At 71.0% G+C, this 14,845-nt stretch carries 13 protein-coding genes; 9 read left to right on the top strand and 4 right to left on the bottom strand.

What is annotated here, in order from left to right; all coding sequences use genetic code 11:
- Window positions 1-92 precede the first annotated feature (92 nt).
- The 3 genes from rsmB to def are packed head-to-tail and all read right to left on the bottom strand — an operon-like array spanning window position 93 to window position 2,839.
- A complete protein-coding gene (gene rsmB, locus SAOR_RS13910; RefSeq protein ID WP_221180005.1) occupies window positions 93-1,391 on the bottom strand; it encodes a 16S rRNA (cytosine(967)-C(5))-methyltransferase RsmB in 1,299 nt (432 codons plus the stop codon).
- Window positions 1,384-2,307 carry a methionyl-tRNA formyltransferase gene (gene fmt / locus SAOR_RS13905; RefSeq protein ID WP_123592130.1) on the bottom strand — a complete coding sequence of 308 codons (924 nt, stop codon included), beginning with the start codon at window positions 2,305-2,307 and terminating at the stop codon, window positions 1,384-1,386. Before fmt ends, rsmB begins: the two co-directional genes overlap by 8 nt.
- A 13-nt stretch (window positions 2,308-2,320) precedes the next feature.
- Window positions 2,321-2,839 carry a peptide deformylase gene (gene def, locus SAOR_RS13900; RefSeq protein WP_123631960.1) on the bottom strand — a complete coding sequence of 173 codons (519 nt, stop codon included), beginning with the start codon at window positions 2,837-2,839 and terminating at the stop codon, window positions 2,321-2,323.
- A 98-nt stretch (window positions 2,840-2,937) separates the two neighbouring features.
- Here def and SAOR_RS13895 point away from each other — a divergent pair, with 98 nt between their 5' ends.
- From SAOR_RS13895 to SAOR_RS13855, 9 genes are all read left to right on the top strand, one after another.
- Window positions 2,938-4,083 (top strand): LysM peptidoglycan-binding domain-containing protein, encoded by a 1,146-nt coding sequence (locus SAOR_RS13895; RefSeq protein WP_185015699.1) that lies wholly within the window; start codon window positions 2,938-2,940, stop codon window positions 4,081-4,083.
- 40 nt (window positions 4,084-4,123) lie between these two features.
- A complete protein-coding gene (gene dprA, locus SAOR_RS13890) occupies window positions 4,124-5,239 on the top strand; it encodes a DNA-processing protein DprA (RefSeq protein WP_123631958.1) in 1,116 nt (371 codons plus the stop codon).
- Between the two features lie 33 nt (window positions 5,240-5,272).
- A complete protein-coding gene (locus SAOR_RS13885; protein ID WP_123591439.1) occupies window positions 5,273-5,743 on the top strand; it encodes a Smg family protein in 471 nt (156 codons plus the stop codon).
- A gap of 137 nt (window positions 5,744-5,880) precedes the next feature.
- Window positions 5,881-8,544 (top strand): DNA topoisomerase I, encoded by a 2,664-nt coding sequence (locus SAOR_RS13880; RefSeq protein WP_123631957.1) that lies wholly within the window; start codon window positions 5,881-5,883, stop codon window positions 8,542-8,544.
- Between the two features lie 54 nt (window positions 8,545-8,598).
- On the top strand, window positions 8,599-9,186 hold the full coding sequence (locus SAOR_RS13875) for an L-threonylcarbamoyladenylate synthase (protein WP_123631956.1): 588 nt from the start codon (window positions 8,599-8,601) through the stop codon (window positions 9,184-9,186).
- Window position 9,187: 1 nt separating this feature from the next.
- Window positions 9,188-10,105, top strand: a complete 918-nt coding sequence (hemF, locus tag SAOR_RS13870) for an oxygen-dependent coproporphyrinogen oxidase (protein ID WP_425472121.1) — start codon at window positions 9,188-9,190, stop codon at window positions 10,103-10,105.
- Window positions 10,106-10,115: 10 nt separating this feature from the next.
- Window positions 10,116-11,075 carry a LysR substrate-binding domain-containing protein gene (locus SAOR_RS13865; RefSeq protein WP_123632070.1) on the top strand — a complete coding sequence of 320 codons (960 nt, stop codon included), beginning with the start codon at window positions 10,116-10,118 and terminating at the stop codon, window positions 11,073-11,075.
- Window positions 11,076-11,149: 74 nt separating this feature from the next.
- The gene (locus tag SAOR_RS13860) at window positions 11,150-13,072 is read left to right on the top strand and encodes a transglycosylase SLT domain-containing protein (protein ID WP_185015698.1); all 1,923 of its coding nucleotides are present in this window, start codon (window positions 11,150-11,152) and stop codon (window positions 13,070-13,072) included.
- Between the two features lie 2 nt (window positions 13,073-13,074).
- Window positions 13,075-14,313, top strand: a complete 1,239-nt coding sequence (locus tag SAOR_RS13855) for a multifunctional CCA addition/repair protein (protein WP_123631953.1) — start codon at window positions 13,075-13,077, stop codon at window positions 14,311-14,313.
- Window positions 14,314-14,507: 194 nt separating this feature from the next.
- Here the strand turns inward: SAOR_RS13855 and SAOR_RS13850 are convergent.
- The coding region (locus SAOR_RS13850; protein WP_281273454.1) for an undecaprenyl-diphosphate phosphatase at window positions 14,508-14,845 on the bottom strand (338 nt) is incomplete at its 5' end.

Here is a 14,845-nt window from a genome sequence, read left to right as displayed (position 1 = left end):
GCAACTCCGCTTGGTTGATGCATCACTACGCGACCAAGCATGCGATTGCGCGCAACCGTTTCAACTCCGTATTGCTACGTACCCCGGCGACGTCAGTCCGGACGGCGTTCGAGCACGGCGTAGTAGAAGCCGTCGAAACCGTGCGCGCCGGGCGCCAGCCGACGCCCGGCCGCGGCCGGCTCGCCCCAGTCGGCGGCGATCGGACGCTCGTGCGCATCGGGCTGGCGCGCGATGAATGCCGCCACCGGATCCGCGCCTTCCGCGGCAAGAATCGAGCAGGTGGCATAGACCAGCCGCCCGCCTGGGGCGAGCGTCGGCCACAGCGCATCCAGCAGCGCGCCCTGGCGCTCGGCAGCGGCGGCGATGTCGGTCGGGCGCCGCAGCCACTTGATGTCCGGATGCCGGCGGATCACCCCGGTGCCGCTGCAGGGGGCATCGAGCAGAATCGCGTCGAAGGCACGACCGTCCCACCACGAATCCACCGCCCGGGCGTCGGCGGTTCGCGTGCGCGCCGCGAGGCCGAGCCGGGTCAGCGTGGCTTCGAGCGTGGCCACACGCTCGCCGTCGACGTCCAGCGCGAGCACGTCGGCCGCGGCCCGTTCGAGCAGATGCGCGGTCTTGTTGCCGGGCGCGGCGCAGGCATCAAGCACGCGCTCACCGTCAACCGGGTCGACCAGATCCGCCGCGAGCTGGGCCGCGCCGTCCTGGATCGAGACATCGCCGGCGGCGAAGCCGGGCAGCTCGGCGACCGCCACCGGCGTGTCCAGGGTCAGCCCGTCGGGCGCATGCGGCGTGGGCACCGCCTCAAACCCCGCCTCGGCGAGCACCGCACGATAGGCCTCGCGATCGATGCGCCGGGCGTTGACGCGCAGATGCATCGGCGCCTGGGCGTTGTTGGCCGCCAGCACCGACGTCCAGGCCTGCGGCCAATCGGCACGGATGGCGTCGACCAGCCAGTCCGGATGCGAATACCGCAGGCCGGGCGCATCGCCGACCGCGGGCGCACCGTCGCGCTGGAACCCGCGCAGCACCGCGTTGACCAGCCCCCGCGCCTTGGATAGCCCCAGGGCGCGTGTCGCGGCCACGCTGGCGTGCACCGCCGCGTGCGGGGGCACGCGCATGGCCTCGAGCTGATGGACACCCACGAGCAGCAGGGCGTGCAGCAGCGGCTGCGGCCGGCGTTTGAGACGCGGCGCGATCAGCGCCGCCAGGCGCCGGTGTTCCCGCAGCGTGCCGAAGGCCATGGCGGCGGCGAGACCGCGGTCGGCCGCGCTCAGGGCCACGACCGCTTCGGCCAGCGCCGCATCCAGGCTGCGACCGCCGTCGATGACCGCGCTGACCGCGCGCGCCGCCGCCGCCCGCGGCGCGGAACCGGCCGCGGCGTCACTCAAGCCGCAGCCCGACCCAGTCGCGACCATGCGCGGCATCCGCCGCGCTCATCCGGCGCTTGCCCGGCAGCTGGAGTTCGTGCACCCGCAGCAGCCCGCCGCCGGTGGCGATATCGATGCCGCCGCGACCCGCGGCGACGACCGTGCCCGGCTCGGCCGCGCTCGTGCCCGGCGCCACGGCGGCCCGCCAGATGCGCAGCCGCGCACCGTCCAGGCCCGCATGGGCCACCGGCCAGGGCGAGAACGCGCGCACCGCGCGGGCGATCGCCTCGGCCGGCGCGCGCCAGTCGATCGCGGCCTCGGCCTTGTCCAGCCGGCGGGCGTAGGTGGCCTGATCGTCGTCCTGGGGCTCGGCCTCCAGCCGGCCGGGCAGCCGGGTGAGCACGTCGCCGAGCGCGACCGCGCCCAGTTCGGCGAGCTCGTCATGCAGCGCACCGGCGTCGGTGGTGGCGTCGATGGCCACCGCGCGGCGGGCGAGCATGGGCCCGGTATCCAGGCCGGGCGCCATCTGCATCACGGTGACCCCGGTTTCGTTGTCGCCGGCGAGGATCGCGCGGGCGATCGGCGCGGCCCCGCGCCAGCGCGGCAGCAGCGAGGCGTGCACGTTGACGCAGCCGTGCGTCGGCAGATCGAGCACCCGTTGCGGCAGGATCAGGCCGTAGGCGACGACCACCATCAGGTCCGGCGCCAGCGCGGCCAGCGCGTCGATATCGGCATCGCGCTTGAGGCGCTCCGGCTGCTGGACCGGGACACCGAGTTCGAGCGCCCGCTGCTTGACCGGCGACGCCGCCAGCCGGCGCCCGCGCCCGGCCGGGCGATCGGGCTGGGTGAGCACGCCGGTCAGGCGATGACCGCTCGCCGCGACCGCGTCGAGGCTGGGCAGCGCGAAATCCGGCGTGCCGGCGAAGACGATGTTCATACCCGACCCGCGTTCACGCGTCGCCGGCCTCGGCGGCGTGACGCGCGGCCTTGGCGAGCTTGCGCCGGATGCGCTCGCGCTTGAGCCGCGAGAGCTTGTCGATGTAGAGGCCGCCGTCGAGATGAGCCAGTTCGTGCTGCACGCACTGGGCGAGCAGACCCTCGGCCTCCATCTCGAAATGCTCGCCGTCGCGGTCCTGGGCGGCGAAGCGCACCCAGGTGTAGCGTTCGACCCGGTCGTAGTGCTCGGGCACCGACAGACAGCCCTCGTCGACGACCTCGGGTGCCTCCTGCGACAGGATCCGCGGATTGCACATGACGATGCGCCCGCTGCGGTCGTCGGAGCAGTCCATGACCGCGACGCGGCGCGTATCGCCGACCTGAGTCGCGGCCAGGCCGACGCCCGGCGCGTCGTACATGGTCTCGAACATATCGTCGACGAAGGCCGACAGCGCCGCATCGAACTGCGTGACCGGTTCGGTGGTCTCGCGCAGCCGCGGATCGGGGAAATGCAAAATCTCGAGAATCGCCATATTCTGTCGGTTTGGACAAGGTTGCGCATGACCGGGGCCGCATCGCACGCCGTGTGGCGCCCGCCATGTGCGGCTCGACCACGGGGGACGCATCCCGGATGCGAGAGTATAACGGTTTGAACACCACGCTCGGGGCCGTGGTCCGCGCCCTGGCACTGGCCGCGGGTCTGGCCCTGGCCGGCTGCGCCGGGCAACCGACCTCGCCCGCCGGGCCGCCGGGGCCCGCGCCCCGGGACGAGGCCCCACCGCGCGCGGTCGCGCCGCCCGATCTCGAGACCGCGGACCTGTCGGCACAGATCCGCGACGACGCGCCGCTGCGCTATGTGGTCAAACCCGGCGACACGCTCTGGGACATCGCGGGCTATTACCTGCGCGATCCCTGGTACTGGCCGCAGCTCTGGAACGACAACCCGGACATCGACAACCCGCACCGCATCCGCCCCGGCGACGTGCTCGTGCTCTCGCGCGCCGGCGACGGCCAGCCGCGGCTCGATCGCGGCGGGCGCGAGCGGCTGTCGCCGCGCATCCGCGAGGCGCCGGTCGAACGGGCGATCCCGACGATCCCCCGGGAGGCGATCCGCGCGTTTCTGACCTCGCCACGGCTGGTCACCGAAGCCGAGCTCGCCGAGGCACCCTATATCGTGTCCTTCGGCGACGAGCATCTGATCGGCGGCGAAGGCAGCCTCGTCTATGTACGCGGCGCGCCCGCGGACGGGCCGGCGGAATACAGCGTCGTGCATCCGGCCGGCGACTACCGGGATCCGGCAACCGACGAGATCCTGGGCCAGCGGGCGATCCCGACCGGCGAGCTGCAGATACGCCGTTTCGGCGACATCTCCACCGCGGTCATGACGCGCAGCTACCGCGAGGCCCGACCGGGCAACCGGCTGCTGCCGGTCGCGAGCACGAGCATGCTGCGCGACTTCCACCCCCACGCGCCCGCCGACCCGGTCACCGGCCGCATCATGTCGGTTCAGGACGGCCTGTCCGCGATCGGCCAGTACCAGGTCGTCACGCTCAATCGGGGCCGACGCGACGGCATCGAGCGCGGTCACGTGCTCGACATCTACGCCGCGGGACGCGAAGTCGCCGACCCGATCGCCGGCGGCCGGGTGGAGCTGCCCGAGCGCCACGCCGGCCAGCTGATGGTCTTCAAGGTCGACGCCCGCGTCAGCTTCGCCCTGATCATGAACGCGACCCGCGCCATTCACGTCGAGGACGTGGTGCGCTCGCCGGCCGCGTGAACCGTCGCGCCGTGCGATTGCGCCCCGAACCGGCGGCTCGATGAGCACCCGGGACTGGCTGCGACTGGCGACCACGCCCGGCATCGGGGCAACGCTCGGTGCCCGTCTGATCGCGCACTATGGCGATCCCGCCGCCGTGCTCGCCGCCGGCGACGCCGGCTGGCAACAGCTGGGCGTGCCGGCCCCGGCACGCCGGGCGCTGGCCGAACCGGACGCCGCGCGCATCGACGAGACCGAACGCTGGCTCGCCGGGGACGGCCGCGGGCTGATCACTGCCGATCATCCGCACTATCCCGGCCCGCTCGCGGAACTGACGCCGGCCCCACCCTGGCTCTATGCCATCGGCGACACCGACCTGCTGAGCTATCCCGCGGTCGCGGTCGTGGGCAGCCGCAATCCCACACCCGCGGGCCTGGAACACGCCCACGCCTTCGGCCACGCCCTGGCGAGCGCCGGGCTGGTCGTGGTCTCCGGACTGGCCCGCGGCATCGACGCCGCGGCCCACGAGGGCGCGCTGGCCGCCAACGGCATGACCATCGCCGTCTGCGGCACCGGACTCGACCGCGTCTATCCGGCCGCTCACCGGGATCTCGCCCAGCGGATCGCCGACCACGGGCTGCTGCTGTCCGAGTTCGCCCTCGGCACCCAGCCGGCGCGGGGGAATTTCCCGCGCCGCAACCGGGTGATCGCGGGGCTGTGCGCGGCCACTCTGGTGGTCGAGGCGGCCCGGGCCTCGGGCTCGCTGATCACCGCCCGCCTGGCCAGCCAGGCGGGCCGCGACGTGTTCGCGCTCCCCGGCTCGATCCACAACCCGCTGGCGCGGGGCTGCCATCAGCTCATTCGCGACGGCGCGAAACTGGTCGAGACGACCGACCACATCCTCGAGGACATCGCCGGCGTGCTCGACGGCTTCCGGCGCCCCGATCCCGTTCCCGACGACGCCGCCGATACGCTCTCGAATCAGGCAGATGACGCCGGCATGTCGGACGCCCAGAGCGCCCTGCTGACCGCACTCGGCCACGCCCCGGCGCGCATCGACGATCTGGTCGCGCGTACGGGCTGGCCGGCGGATGCGGTATCCTCCACGCTACTCATACTCGAACTCGAAGGCCGCGTGGTCGCCGCCCCCGGCGGGGCCTACATGCGGACCGGCTGACTCGACCGACATTCTGGCAACGGATTCGCGCGTATGAACGAAAACCTGCTCGATGTCCTGCTCTATCTGTTCGAGAACTTCTCGCTCACCGAAGCCGAGCACGCGGCCAACGTCCGCGACGATCTCGGCGATGCAGGCTTCTTCCCCGACGAGATCGACGACGCCTTCGCCTGGATACGCGCCACCCAGCCGGAGGGCCAGGCGCTGGCGCTGAGCCCGAGCGCGGACGCGATCCGGGTCTACGCCGAGCACGAGACCCGCGTACTCGACGCCGAGTGCCGCGGCTACATCGCGCGTCTGGAACAGTGCGGCGTCCTTTCGGCCACGGCGCGCGAGATCGTGATCGACCGGCTGATGGCGCTTGCGGAGGACGAGTCCGAGGGCGCCGAGATCGAGCAGCTCAAATGGGTGGTCATGATGGTGCTGTCCTCGGGTGGCGAGGATCAGGCCTATGCCCATATGGAATCGTTGATTCACGCCGAATCGCCCGGCGCCAGCCACTGAACCGCGGCCGCGGGCCGGCGCCGGCATGCCGCGTCGTTCCTTGACGCGGCGCGCTCGCGCATGCTTCAAAGGCTGTGCTAGCCTGCGACGCGCTCTGCCTCCCGCAGCCATCCCGACTCCGACATCAGCGTGATTCGATGAGCCGCAACCTCGTCATCGTGGAATCGCCGGCCAAGGCCCGGACGATTGAGAAGTATCTCGGCAAGGACTACGAAGTCCTGGCCTCGTACGGCCATGTCCGCGATCTGATCCCCAAGGAAGGCGCGGTCGACACCGAGCACGACTTCGCGATGCGCTACGACGTCATCGACCGCAACGCCAAGCAGGTCGACAAGATCGCGCGCAGCCTCAAGAAATCCGACGCGCTGCTGCTCGCGACCGACCCGGACCGCGAGGGTGAGGCCATCGCCTGGCATCTGCTCGAGCTGCTGCGCGAACGCGGCCTGCTCGAGGACAAGCACGTCGCCCGGGTGGTCTTCCACGAGATCACCAAGCGGGCCGTGGCGCACGCCGTCGAGAATCCGCGCGACATCTCCAGCGATCTGGTCAACGCCCAGCAGGCGCGCCGGGCGCTGGATTATCTGGTCGGCTTCAACCTCTCGCCGCTGTTGTGGAAGAAGGTCCAGCGCGGGCTGTCCGCCGGCCGCGTGCAGTCGCCGGCCCTGCGCCTGATCTGCGAACGTGACGCCGAGATCGAGGCCTTCGTTCCGGAGGAATACTGGAAGATCGAGGCCAGCGTCGAGAAGGACGGCACGCCGTTCGGCGCGCGGCTGTCGCAGCTCGACGGCGAGAAGGTCGAGCAGTTCACGGTCAACAATCACGGCAGCGCCCGGGACGCGCTCACCACGCTGACGGCTGCCGCCGGCGGTCAGCTGACCGAGGACAGCCAGGAAAGCGCCGACGCGCCCGCCCTGCGCTCGGCCGGCGGCGAACTGCGCGTGGCCAAGGTCGAGCGCAAGCAGCGCAAGCGCAATCCGGCGCCGCCGTTCATCACCTCCACGCTGCAGCAGGAGGCCGCGCGCAAGCTCGGCTTCACCGCCAAGCGCACCATGCGCACCGCCCAGAGCCTTTACGAGGGCGTACGGCTGGGCGACGGCGACGAGACCGGCCTGATCACCTACATGCGGACCGACTCGGTCAACCTGGCCAACGACGCCGTGGCCGAGCTGCGTCAGCTGATCGCCGATCGCTACGGCGACAAGAACCTGCCGGACGCACCGCGCACGTTCCGGACCAAGTCCAAGAACGCCCAGGAGGCGCACGAGGCCATCCGGCCGACGGCGAGCGCCCGGGTGCCGGCCGAGATCAAGCAGTATCTGGCCTCGGACCAGTTCCGGCTCTACGAGCTGATCTGGCAGCGCACGGTCGCCAGCCAGATGATGCACGCGCTGTTTGACACCGTCTCCGCCGATCTCGCCGCCGGCGACGACGACCGGCACCTGTTCCGCGCCAGCGGCCGGACCCTGCGCGAAGCCGGCTTTCTGGCCGTCTACAAGGAAGGCAAGGACGACGACAAGGAAGACGACGACGGCGACAAGCGCCTGCCGCCGCTCGAGGAGAACGAGCGGCTCTCGCTGGTCGAGATCGTGCCGACCCAGCACTTCACCGAGCCGCCGCCGCGCTTCACCGAGGCCGCGCTGGTGAAAACGCTCGAGGAATACGACATCGGCCGGCCGTCGACCTATGCCTCGATCATCTCGACGCTGCAGGACCGCGAATACGTCGAGATGGACGGCAAGGCGTTCATGCCCACGCCGCTGGGCAAGATCGTCAACAAGTTCCTGACCGACCACTTCACGCGCTACGTCGACTACGCCTTCACCGCGAATCTCGAGGACCGGCTCGACGCCGTCTCGCGCGGCGAGGAGCAGTGGCAGCCGCTGCTGCGCGAATTCTGGGACCGCTTCTCCGACCAGATCGAGTCGAAGCAGGATCTCTCGCGCGAGGAAGTCGCCCAGGCCCGCGAGCTGGGCACCGATCCGGAATCCGGCAAGCCGGTGATCGTGCGCATCGGCCGCTTCGGACCGTTCGTGCAGATCGGTTCCAAGGACGACGAGGAAAAGCCTAAGTTCGCCGGCCTGCGCAAGGGCCAGGACATGGACAAGATCACCCTCGACGAGGCGCTGTATCTGTTCAACCTGCCGCGCGATCTGGGCGAGACGCCCGAGGGCGAGGAGATCCAGGTCAACATCGGCCGCTTCGGCCCGTACGTGCGTTTCGGCAAGACCTTCGCCTCGCTCAAGGAGGACGACCCCTACACGATCTCCAAGGAGCGGGCGCTGGAAGTCATCGCCGAGAAGAAGGAGGCCGACGCCAAGAAGCTGATCAAGCACTTCGAGGACGCCGGTATCAAGGTGCAGCACGGCCCGTTCGGCCCCTACATCACCGACGGCAAGAAGAACGCCAGCGTGCCCAAGGACCAGGAGCCGGCGGACCTCACCCTCGAGCAGTGCCAGGAGATCATCGCCAAGGCGCCCGAAAAGAAAAAGCGCGGCCGCAAGGGCTCGGCCAAGACCGCCGGCGCCAAGAAGAGCGCCGCCGGCGACGGCCGTACCGCCAAGGCCTCGGGTTCAAAGACCACTGCTTCGAAGACCACGAGCTCGAAGGCCAAGGGCACAAAGACCGACGGCGCTCCGAGCAAGGCCGCGAAGTCGGGCACCGGCAAGTCCGGCGGCACGAAGACCAAGGCCACCGGTTCGACCAAGGGTGGCTCAGCCAAGACGACCCCCGCGAAATCGAAGGCGGCGGGCAAGGACGGCGATAGCGGCAAGGCCGGCGGCGGCTCGCGCCGCAAGTCGTAGGGCCCGGTCGCGGCCCGCGTCGACGCCGTCTCGTCCGCAGCGAACCAATCCGCCATGTCACAGAGCCCTGTCGAACGCGCCTGTCGTATCAGCCCGCATCGCCTGCGCCACGCTGCGCGCGTTCTGCGCGCCGGCGGCGTGGTCGCCCACGCCACCGAGGGGGTCTGGGGCCTGGCCTGCGACGCCTTCGATCTCGACGCGGTGATGCGCATCCTCGCGCTGAAGCGACGCGACGCGGCCCGAGGCCTGATCGTGGTCGCGCACAGCGCCGACGCCCTGGCACCGTTCGTCGACCCGGACGCGCAAGCGGCCTGGCAGCGCGCCCACGCGAGCTGGCCGGGGCCGACGACCTGGCTGCTGCCAGCGCGGGACACCGCGCCGTGGTGGCTCACCGGCGCCCACGACACCATCGCGCTGCGTCAGACCGCCCATCCGGAGACCGCGGCACTTGCAGCCACACTCGGCAGTGCCCTGGTATCGACCAGCGCCAACGTCAGCGGGCGGCCGCCGGTCCGCAGCGCCTGGCGCGCGCGGGCGCTGTTCGGAGACGGCATCGATTGCGTCGCCGGCGGCGTCTGCGATCGGCCGGGCGTGCCGAGCACGATCCGGCATGCGCTCGACGACACCACGATCCGGGGCTGACGTGGGCACGGAGGCCGCCGATACCGAAGCCGTCATCGCCTGGTTCAACACCCTGCAGGACCACATCTGCGAGCGTCTGAAGATCTTCGAACCCGACCGGGACTTCCACGTCGACGCCTGGCAGCGGCCGGCGGGCGGCGGCGGTGACACCCGCGTGCTGGCCGACGGCGACACCTTCGAGCGCGCCGGGGTCAACTTCTCGCGCGTGACCGGTGACGACCTGCCGGCCTCGGCCTCGGCGCGTCGTCCGGAACTGGCCGGTCGCTCGTTCATCGCCAGCGGCGTGTCCGTGGTCGCCCATCCGCGCAATCCGCATGTACCGACCGCCCACGCCAACGTGCGCTTCTTCATCGCCGAAAAGGCCGGCGAGCCGCCGGTCTGGTGGTTCGGCGGCGGCTTCGACCTGACGCCCTACTATCCGGTGCGCGAGGACGCCGTGGCCTGGCACCGGGCGGCCCGAGACGCCTGCGCGCCCTTCGGCGACGACCTGTATCCGCGCTTCAAGGCCTGGTGCGACGAATATTTCCATCTGCCGCACCGCGACGAGAACCGCGGCATCGGCGGCCTGTTTTTCGACGACTTCGACGAGCTGGGCTTCGACGACAGCTTCGCCTTCGTGCGCTCGGTCGGCCAGGCCTTCATCGACGCCTACACCCCGATCGTCGCGCGGCGGCGCGAGACCGACTACGGCCAGCGCGAGCGCGACTTCCAGCTCTACCGGCGCGGGCGCTACGTCGAGTTCAACCTCGTCTACGACCGCGGCACGCTGTTCGGCCTGCAGTCGCGCGGGCGCACCGAATCCATCCTCATGTCGATGCCGCCGCTGGCGGCGTGGCAGTATGGCTTCACGCCGGAGCCGGGCAGCCCGGAGGCGGCACTCTACGACACCTATCTGAAGCCGCAGGACTGGCTATCCTAGCCTCATGCACATCACCCTGACCGAACTGCGCTATCTCATCGCGCTCGACAAGGAGCGCCATTTCGGACGCGCCGCGCGGCGGGCGTTCGTGAGCCAGCCCACGCTGTCGGTGGCGGTCAAGAAGCTGGAAAGCGAACTCGGCGTGACCGTGTTCGAGCGTAGCCGCGGCGAGGCCCGGGTCACCCCCATCGGCCGACGCATCATCGAGCAGGCCTACCGGGTGCTCGGCGAGGTCAGTTCGCTGGAAGCGGTCGCCGAACAGGGCCGCGACGAACTCAAGGGCCCCCTGCGTCTGGGCGTGATCTACACCGTGGGGCCCTATCTGCTGCCGCATCTGATCCCCAGACTGCGAGAGGCGACCCCGGACATGCCGCTGGTGATCGAGGAGAACTTCACCGGCACCCTCACCCAGCAGCTGCGCAACAACGAACTCGACGCCGTCATCGTGGCCATGCCCTACGACGTGCCGGGGCTGTCGACGTGGGCGCTCTACGACGAGAGCTTCGTCGTGGTCATGCCGCAGAACCATCCCTGGACCGCGCGCGACGAGATCGACGCCAACGACCTGGCCGGCGAGGATCTGCTGCTGCTGGGCCCGGGCCACTGCTTCCGCGATCAGGTGCTGGATATCTGCGCCGAATGCCGGGACGCCGAACGCGACCGCCAGACCCAGGCCGGCTCGAGTCTGGAGACCATCCGCCACATGGTGGCCAGCGGGCTCGGCATCACCGTGCTGCCACGCTCGTCGATCCCGGGACTGTCCGAGGAATCGCGCCTGCTGGAGACCCGCCCCTTCGCGGGCGAATCACCCACGCGGCGCATCGCGGTGGCCTGGCGCAAGAGCTTTCCGCGGCCCCGCGCGATCACGGCGCTCCGGGAGGCGGTCATGCGCTGCGAGCCCGGCGGTGTGCGGCTGCTGACCGATGCCACCGCGAGCAATCTTGAGGACGAGATCGCGCTCGAGGGCTGAATCGGGACCGAGGGCCGACGGCCCCGCACGCTGGGTTACACTCGGCTGCCGTGATCCGCAACTCCTGGATAGCCATGCGCGTGCTGTTGATCGCCGCACTCGTCGGACTCGCCGGCACCGCGGCCGCGACCACCCCGGCCCAGCGGTCGCTTTTTCTGGACACGCTGGCCGCGGCCGAGCAGGGCCGGCTCGATGAAACGCCGGCCGCACGGCGTCAGTTGGAGAACTACCCGCTTCACGACTATCTCACCGCGGCGGATCTGAGTCATCGCCTGCGAACCGACGCCAGCGCCGCGCTCGACCGGCGCATCGACGCCTTCGTCACCGCGCATCCCGACCTGCCACCGGCACGCGCGCTGCGCGGCCGCTGGCTGGCCAGCCTGACGCGGCGCGAGCGCTGGGACACGCTGCTGGCCGCCGTGGACACCGACGCAGACGGCACCGCCAACCGCTGCCGCGCAGTGCACGCGCGCATTGCACGCGGCGGTGAACCGGCCACCGAGGCGCTGGAACTCTGGCGCGTGGGGCACAGCCAGCCGGACGCCTGCGATCCAGTCTTCGCCTGGCTGGAGGACAGCGGCCGGCTGAGCGCGGACGAAATCCTGTTGCGCGCGCGGCTGGCCCTGCTCGAAGGTCACTTCGGCCTGGTCCGCTATCTGGGCCGCAAGTTACCTGAGGACCGCGCCGCGCGCACCGATCGCTGGCTCGACGTCGCCCAGAACCCGGAGCGGCTCGCCAGCGCCGGCCCGCTCGACACCGACGTCGCCGTCTACGTCTTCAAGCGGCTCGCCCTGCGCGATCTCGACGCAGCCACCGATCTCTACCCCCGGCTCGTCGAACGCCTGAACCCGGACGCGGCCCAGCAGTACGAGATGAAGCGCTATCTCGCTCTGCTCTATGCACAGAACCACGAATCCGAGGCCCTGGCCTGGTTCGCCCGGCTCGACCACGCGCGCATGGACGCCCATGAACTGGGCTGGGAGATCCGGGCGGCGATCTATCAGCAGCGCTGGCCGCTGGTCATCGAGGCCATCCACGACCTGCCACCGGAGCTCGCCGACGAGGAGGAATGGCGCTACTGGCAGGCCCGCGCGCTGGCCGAGACGGGCGATGACGAAGCCGCGCGGGCGCGCTACCAGGCGCTCGCTCGCGAACGCTCCTATCACGGCTATCTCGCCGCGGACGCGCTCGGCCTCGATTACAGCCTCAACGAGCGCCCGCTGGCGCCCGACACCGACGCCCTGGCGCGTCTGCGGGCACAGCCGGCGCTGGCGCGGGCCGAGGAGCTGCGGGCGCTCGGCATGGATCACCAGGCCGGCCGCGAGTGGAATGTGCTCGTCGACCGGCTCGATGGCGCGGCGCTCGGCCAGGCCGCGCGCGTCGCCCACGACTGGGGCTGGCACATACGCGCGATCACGACGCTGGCCAAGGCCGACTACTGGGATGACCTGGACATCCGCTACCCCACGCCGTTCCGCGACGCGGTGGCCACAGCCGCCGACCGCGCCGGCATCGATCCGGCCTACGCCTACGCCATCATCCGTACGGAGTCGCTGTTCCAGCCGGCGGTGCGCTCACCGGCGGGGGCGATCGGGCTCATGCAGCTCATGCCCGGCACGGCACGCCTGGTGGCCCGCCAGAACGGCGAACCCACACCCTCGACCACGGCGCTGACCGATCCGGCCACCAACGCGCGGCTGGGCACCCGCTATCTGCGCGACATGCTCGATCGCTGGCACGGCAATCTGGCCCTGGCCACGGCCAGCTACAACGCCGGCCCCAACCGGATCGCACGCTGGCTGCCCGCAGAGTCGATGGATCCGGCGATCTGGATCGCCAACATCCCCTACACCGAGACCCGCAAGTACGTGCAGCGCGCGATGTCACACATGACCGTTTTCCAGCAGCGGCTGACGGAGTCGATCGTGCCGCTGGCCGAGCGCCTCGATCCGATCCGGCCGCGCTACGCCGACGACGACACGGCGGGCGAGGGCTGACCATGCAGCGCTATCTCGTGGGCGGCGCGGTCCGCGACGCCCTGCTCGGCCAGCCGGTGACCGACCGCGACTGGGTGATCGTCGGCGCCACGCCGGAGGCGCTCACCGCGCGCGGCTATACCCCGGTGGGGCGCGACTTCCCGGTCTTTCTGCACCCCGAAACACGGGAAGAGCACGCCCTGGCGCGCACTGAACGCAAATCCGGCCGCGGCTATCACGGCTTTGTCTTCCACACCGGCGCCGAGGTCTCGATCGAGGACGATCTGGTGCGGCGCGATCTCACCGTCAACGCGATCGCCCAGGCCGAGGACGGCCGCATCGTGGACCCGCACGGCGGCCGCGCGGACCTGGAGGCCCGGGTGCTGCGGCACGTCTCCCCGGCCTTCGTGGAGGACCCGGTGCGGCTGCTGCGACTGGCGCGCTATTACGCGCGCTTCGCGCCGCTGGGCTTCACCGTCGCCGACGAGACCATGTCACTGCTGCGCACCCTGGTCGCCAACGGCGAGGTCGATCATCTGGTGCCGGAACGCGTCTGGGCCGAGACCGAACGCGCGCTGATGCACGCCGAACCGCAGCTGTTCTTCTATCTCCTGCGCGAATGCGGCGCGCTGGCGCGGCTGTTTCCCGAGCTGGACGCCCTGTTCGGCGTGCCCCAGCCGGTACGCCACCACCCGGAGATCGACTCCGGCGTCCACACCCTGCTCGTGCTCGCTCAGGCGGCGGCCGCGGGGGCCGATCTCGATGCCCGCTACGCCGCGCTCTGTCACGACTACGGCAAGGCCGCGACGCCGCGCGCGCGGCTGCCGGGCCATCACGGCCACGAGGAGGCCGGCGTTCCCCTGGCGCAGGCCTGCAGCAAACGGCTGGGCGTGCCCCGGGCCCTGCGCGACGCGGCCCGCCTGACCGCACGCTGGCACACCCATGTGCATCGCCTGTACGAACTGCGCCCGGCCACCGTGCTGGCGCTGTTCGAGGGCATCGATGCATTCCGGCGCCCCGAGCGCCTCGAGACGCTGCTGCGCGTCTGCGAGGCCGACGTTCGCGGCCGGCTGGGTTTCGAGCGCCGCGCCTACGGCCAGGCCGATCGGGCCCGCGCGGCTTTTGCCGCCGCCCGCGCGATCACCGCCAAGCCCCTGGCCGACCAGGGCCTGGCCGGGCCCGAGATCGGCGAGGCGCTGCGCCGGCAACGCATCGCCGCGATCGCCGAGACGCTGTCGAACCGCCTCGACCGAGACGCCTAGAACGCGAGACGGGCGCGCCGCATTCGGGCGGCGCTCGTGCCGATCAAGCCGAGACCAGCTGCAGCTTCGCACAGCCGCCGATCAGGCTGTCGCGACCGTATCGACACAGGCGACGTCCCGAGTGGCGGGCGAACGCCCGAAGGACTTCGGCCCTGCCCCAAACCACGCCGGGCGCTGCCGGCGCGTCGACGCGGTCAGCCGGACCAGCCGAAAAGCGCGAACAGCAGCAGGCCGAGGAGCACCCGATAGACGACGAACACGGTCATGCCCATCGACTGCAGCATGCGCAGGAAGAAATGGATGGTCACGAAGGCGCTCGCGCAGGCCAGCACCGCGGCGACGCCCATCTGGCTCCAGGCTTCGTCGATCGGACTGCCGAGCATCACCACGACTTCGAACACGATCGCGGCCAGCGTGATGGGGATCGCCATGAAGAACGACAGCCGGGCCGCGGCCGGCCGCGTCAGACCGAAGGCGCGCGCGCCGAGGATGGTCATGCCCGCGCGCGACGAGCCGGGAATGAGCGCCACCG

This window comes from Salinisphaera orenii subsp. orenii MK-B5, from assembly GCF_003788635.1.
GTDB classification, from domain to species: Bacteria; Pseudomonadota; Gammaproteobacteria; order Nevskiales; family Salinisphaeraceae; genus Salinisphaera; species Salinisphaera orenii.
This window is presented reverse-complemented; position numbering and strand designations above follow the sequence as displayed.

Coding starts and splice junctions, on each gene's coding strand:
- SAOR_RS13875 (WP_123631956.1), top strand. CDS start 8,599: ATGTCACAGAGCCCTGTCGAACGCGCCTGTCGTATCAGCCCGCATCGC.
- SAOR_RS13880 (WP_123631957.1), top strand. CDS start 5,881: ATGAGCCGCAACCTCGTCATCGTGGAATCGCCGGCCAAGGCCCGGACG.
- SAOR_RS13885 (WP_123591439.1), top strand. CDS start 5,273: ATGAACGAAAACCTGCTCGATGTCCTGCTCTATCTGTTCGAGAACTTC.
- SAOR_RS13895 (WP_185015699.1), top strand. CDS start 2,938: ATGCGAGAGTATAACGGTTTGAACACCACGCTCGGGGCCGTGGTCCGC.
- def (WP_123631960.1), bottom strand. CDS start 2,839: ATGGCGATTCTCGAGATTTTGCATTTCCCCGATCCGCGGCTGCGCGAG.
- SAOR_RS13860 (WP_185015698.1), top strand. CDS start 11,150: ATGCGCGTGCTGTTGATCGCCGCACTCGTCGGACTCGCCGGCACCGCG.
- fmt (WP_123592130.1), bottom strand. CDS start 2,307: ATGAACATCGTCTTCGCCGGCACGCCGGATTTCGCGCTGCCCAGCCTC.
- dprA (WP_123631958.1), top strand. CDS start 4,124: ATGAGCACCCGGGACTGGCTGCGACTGGCGACCACGCCCGGCATCGGG.
- SAOR_RS13855 (WP_123631953.1), top strand. CDS start 13,075: ATGCAGCGCTATCTCGTGGGCGGCGCGGTCCGCGACGCCCTGCTCGGC.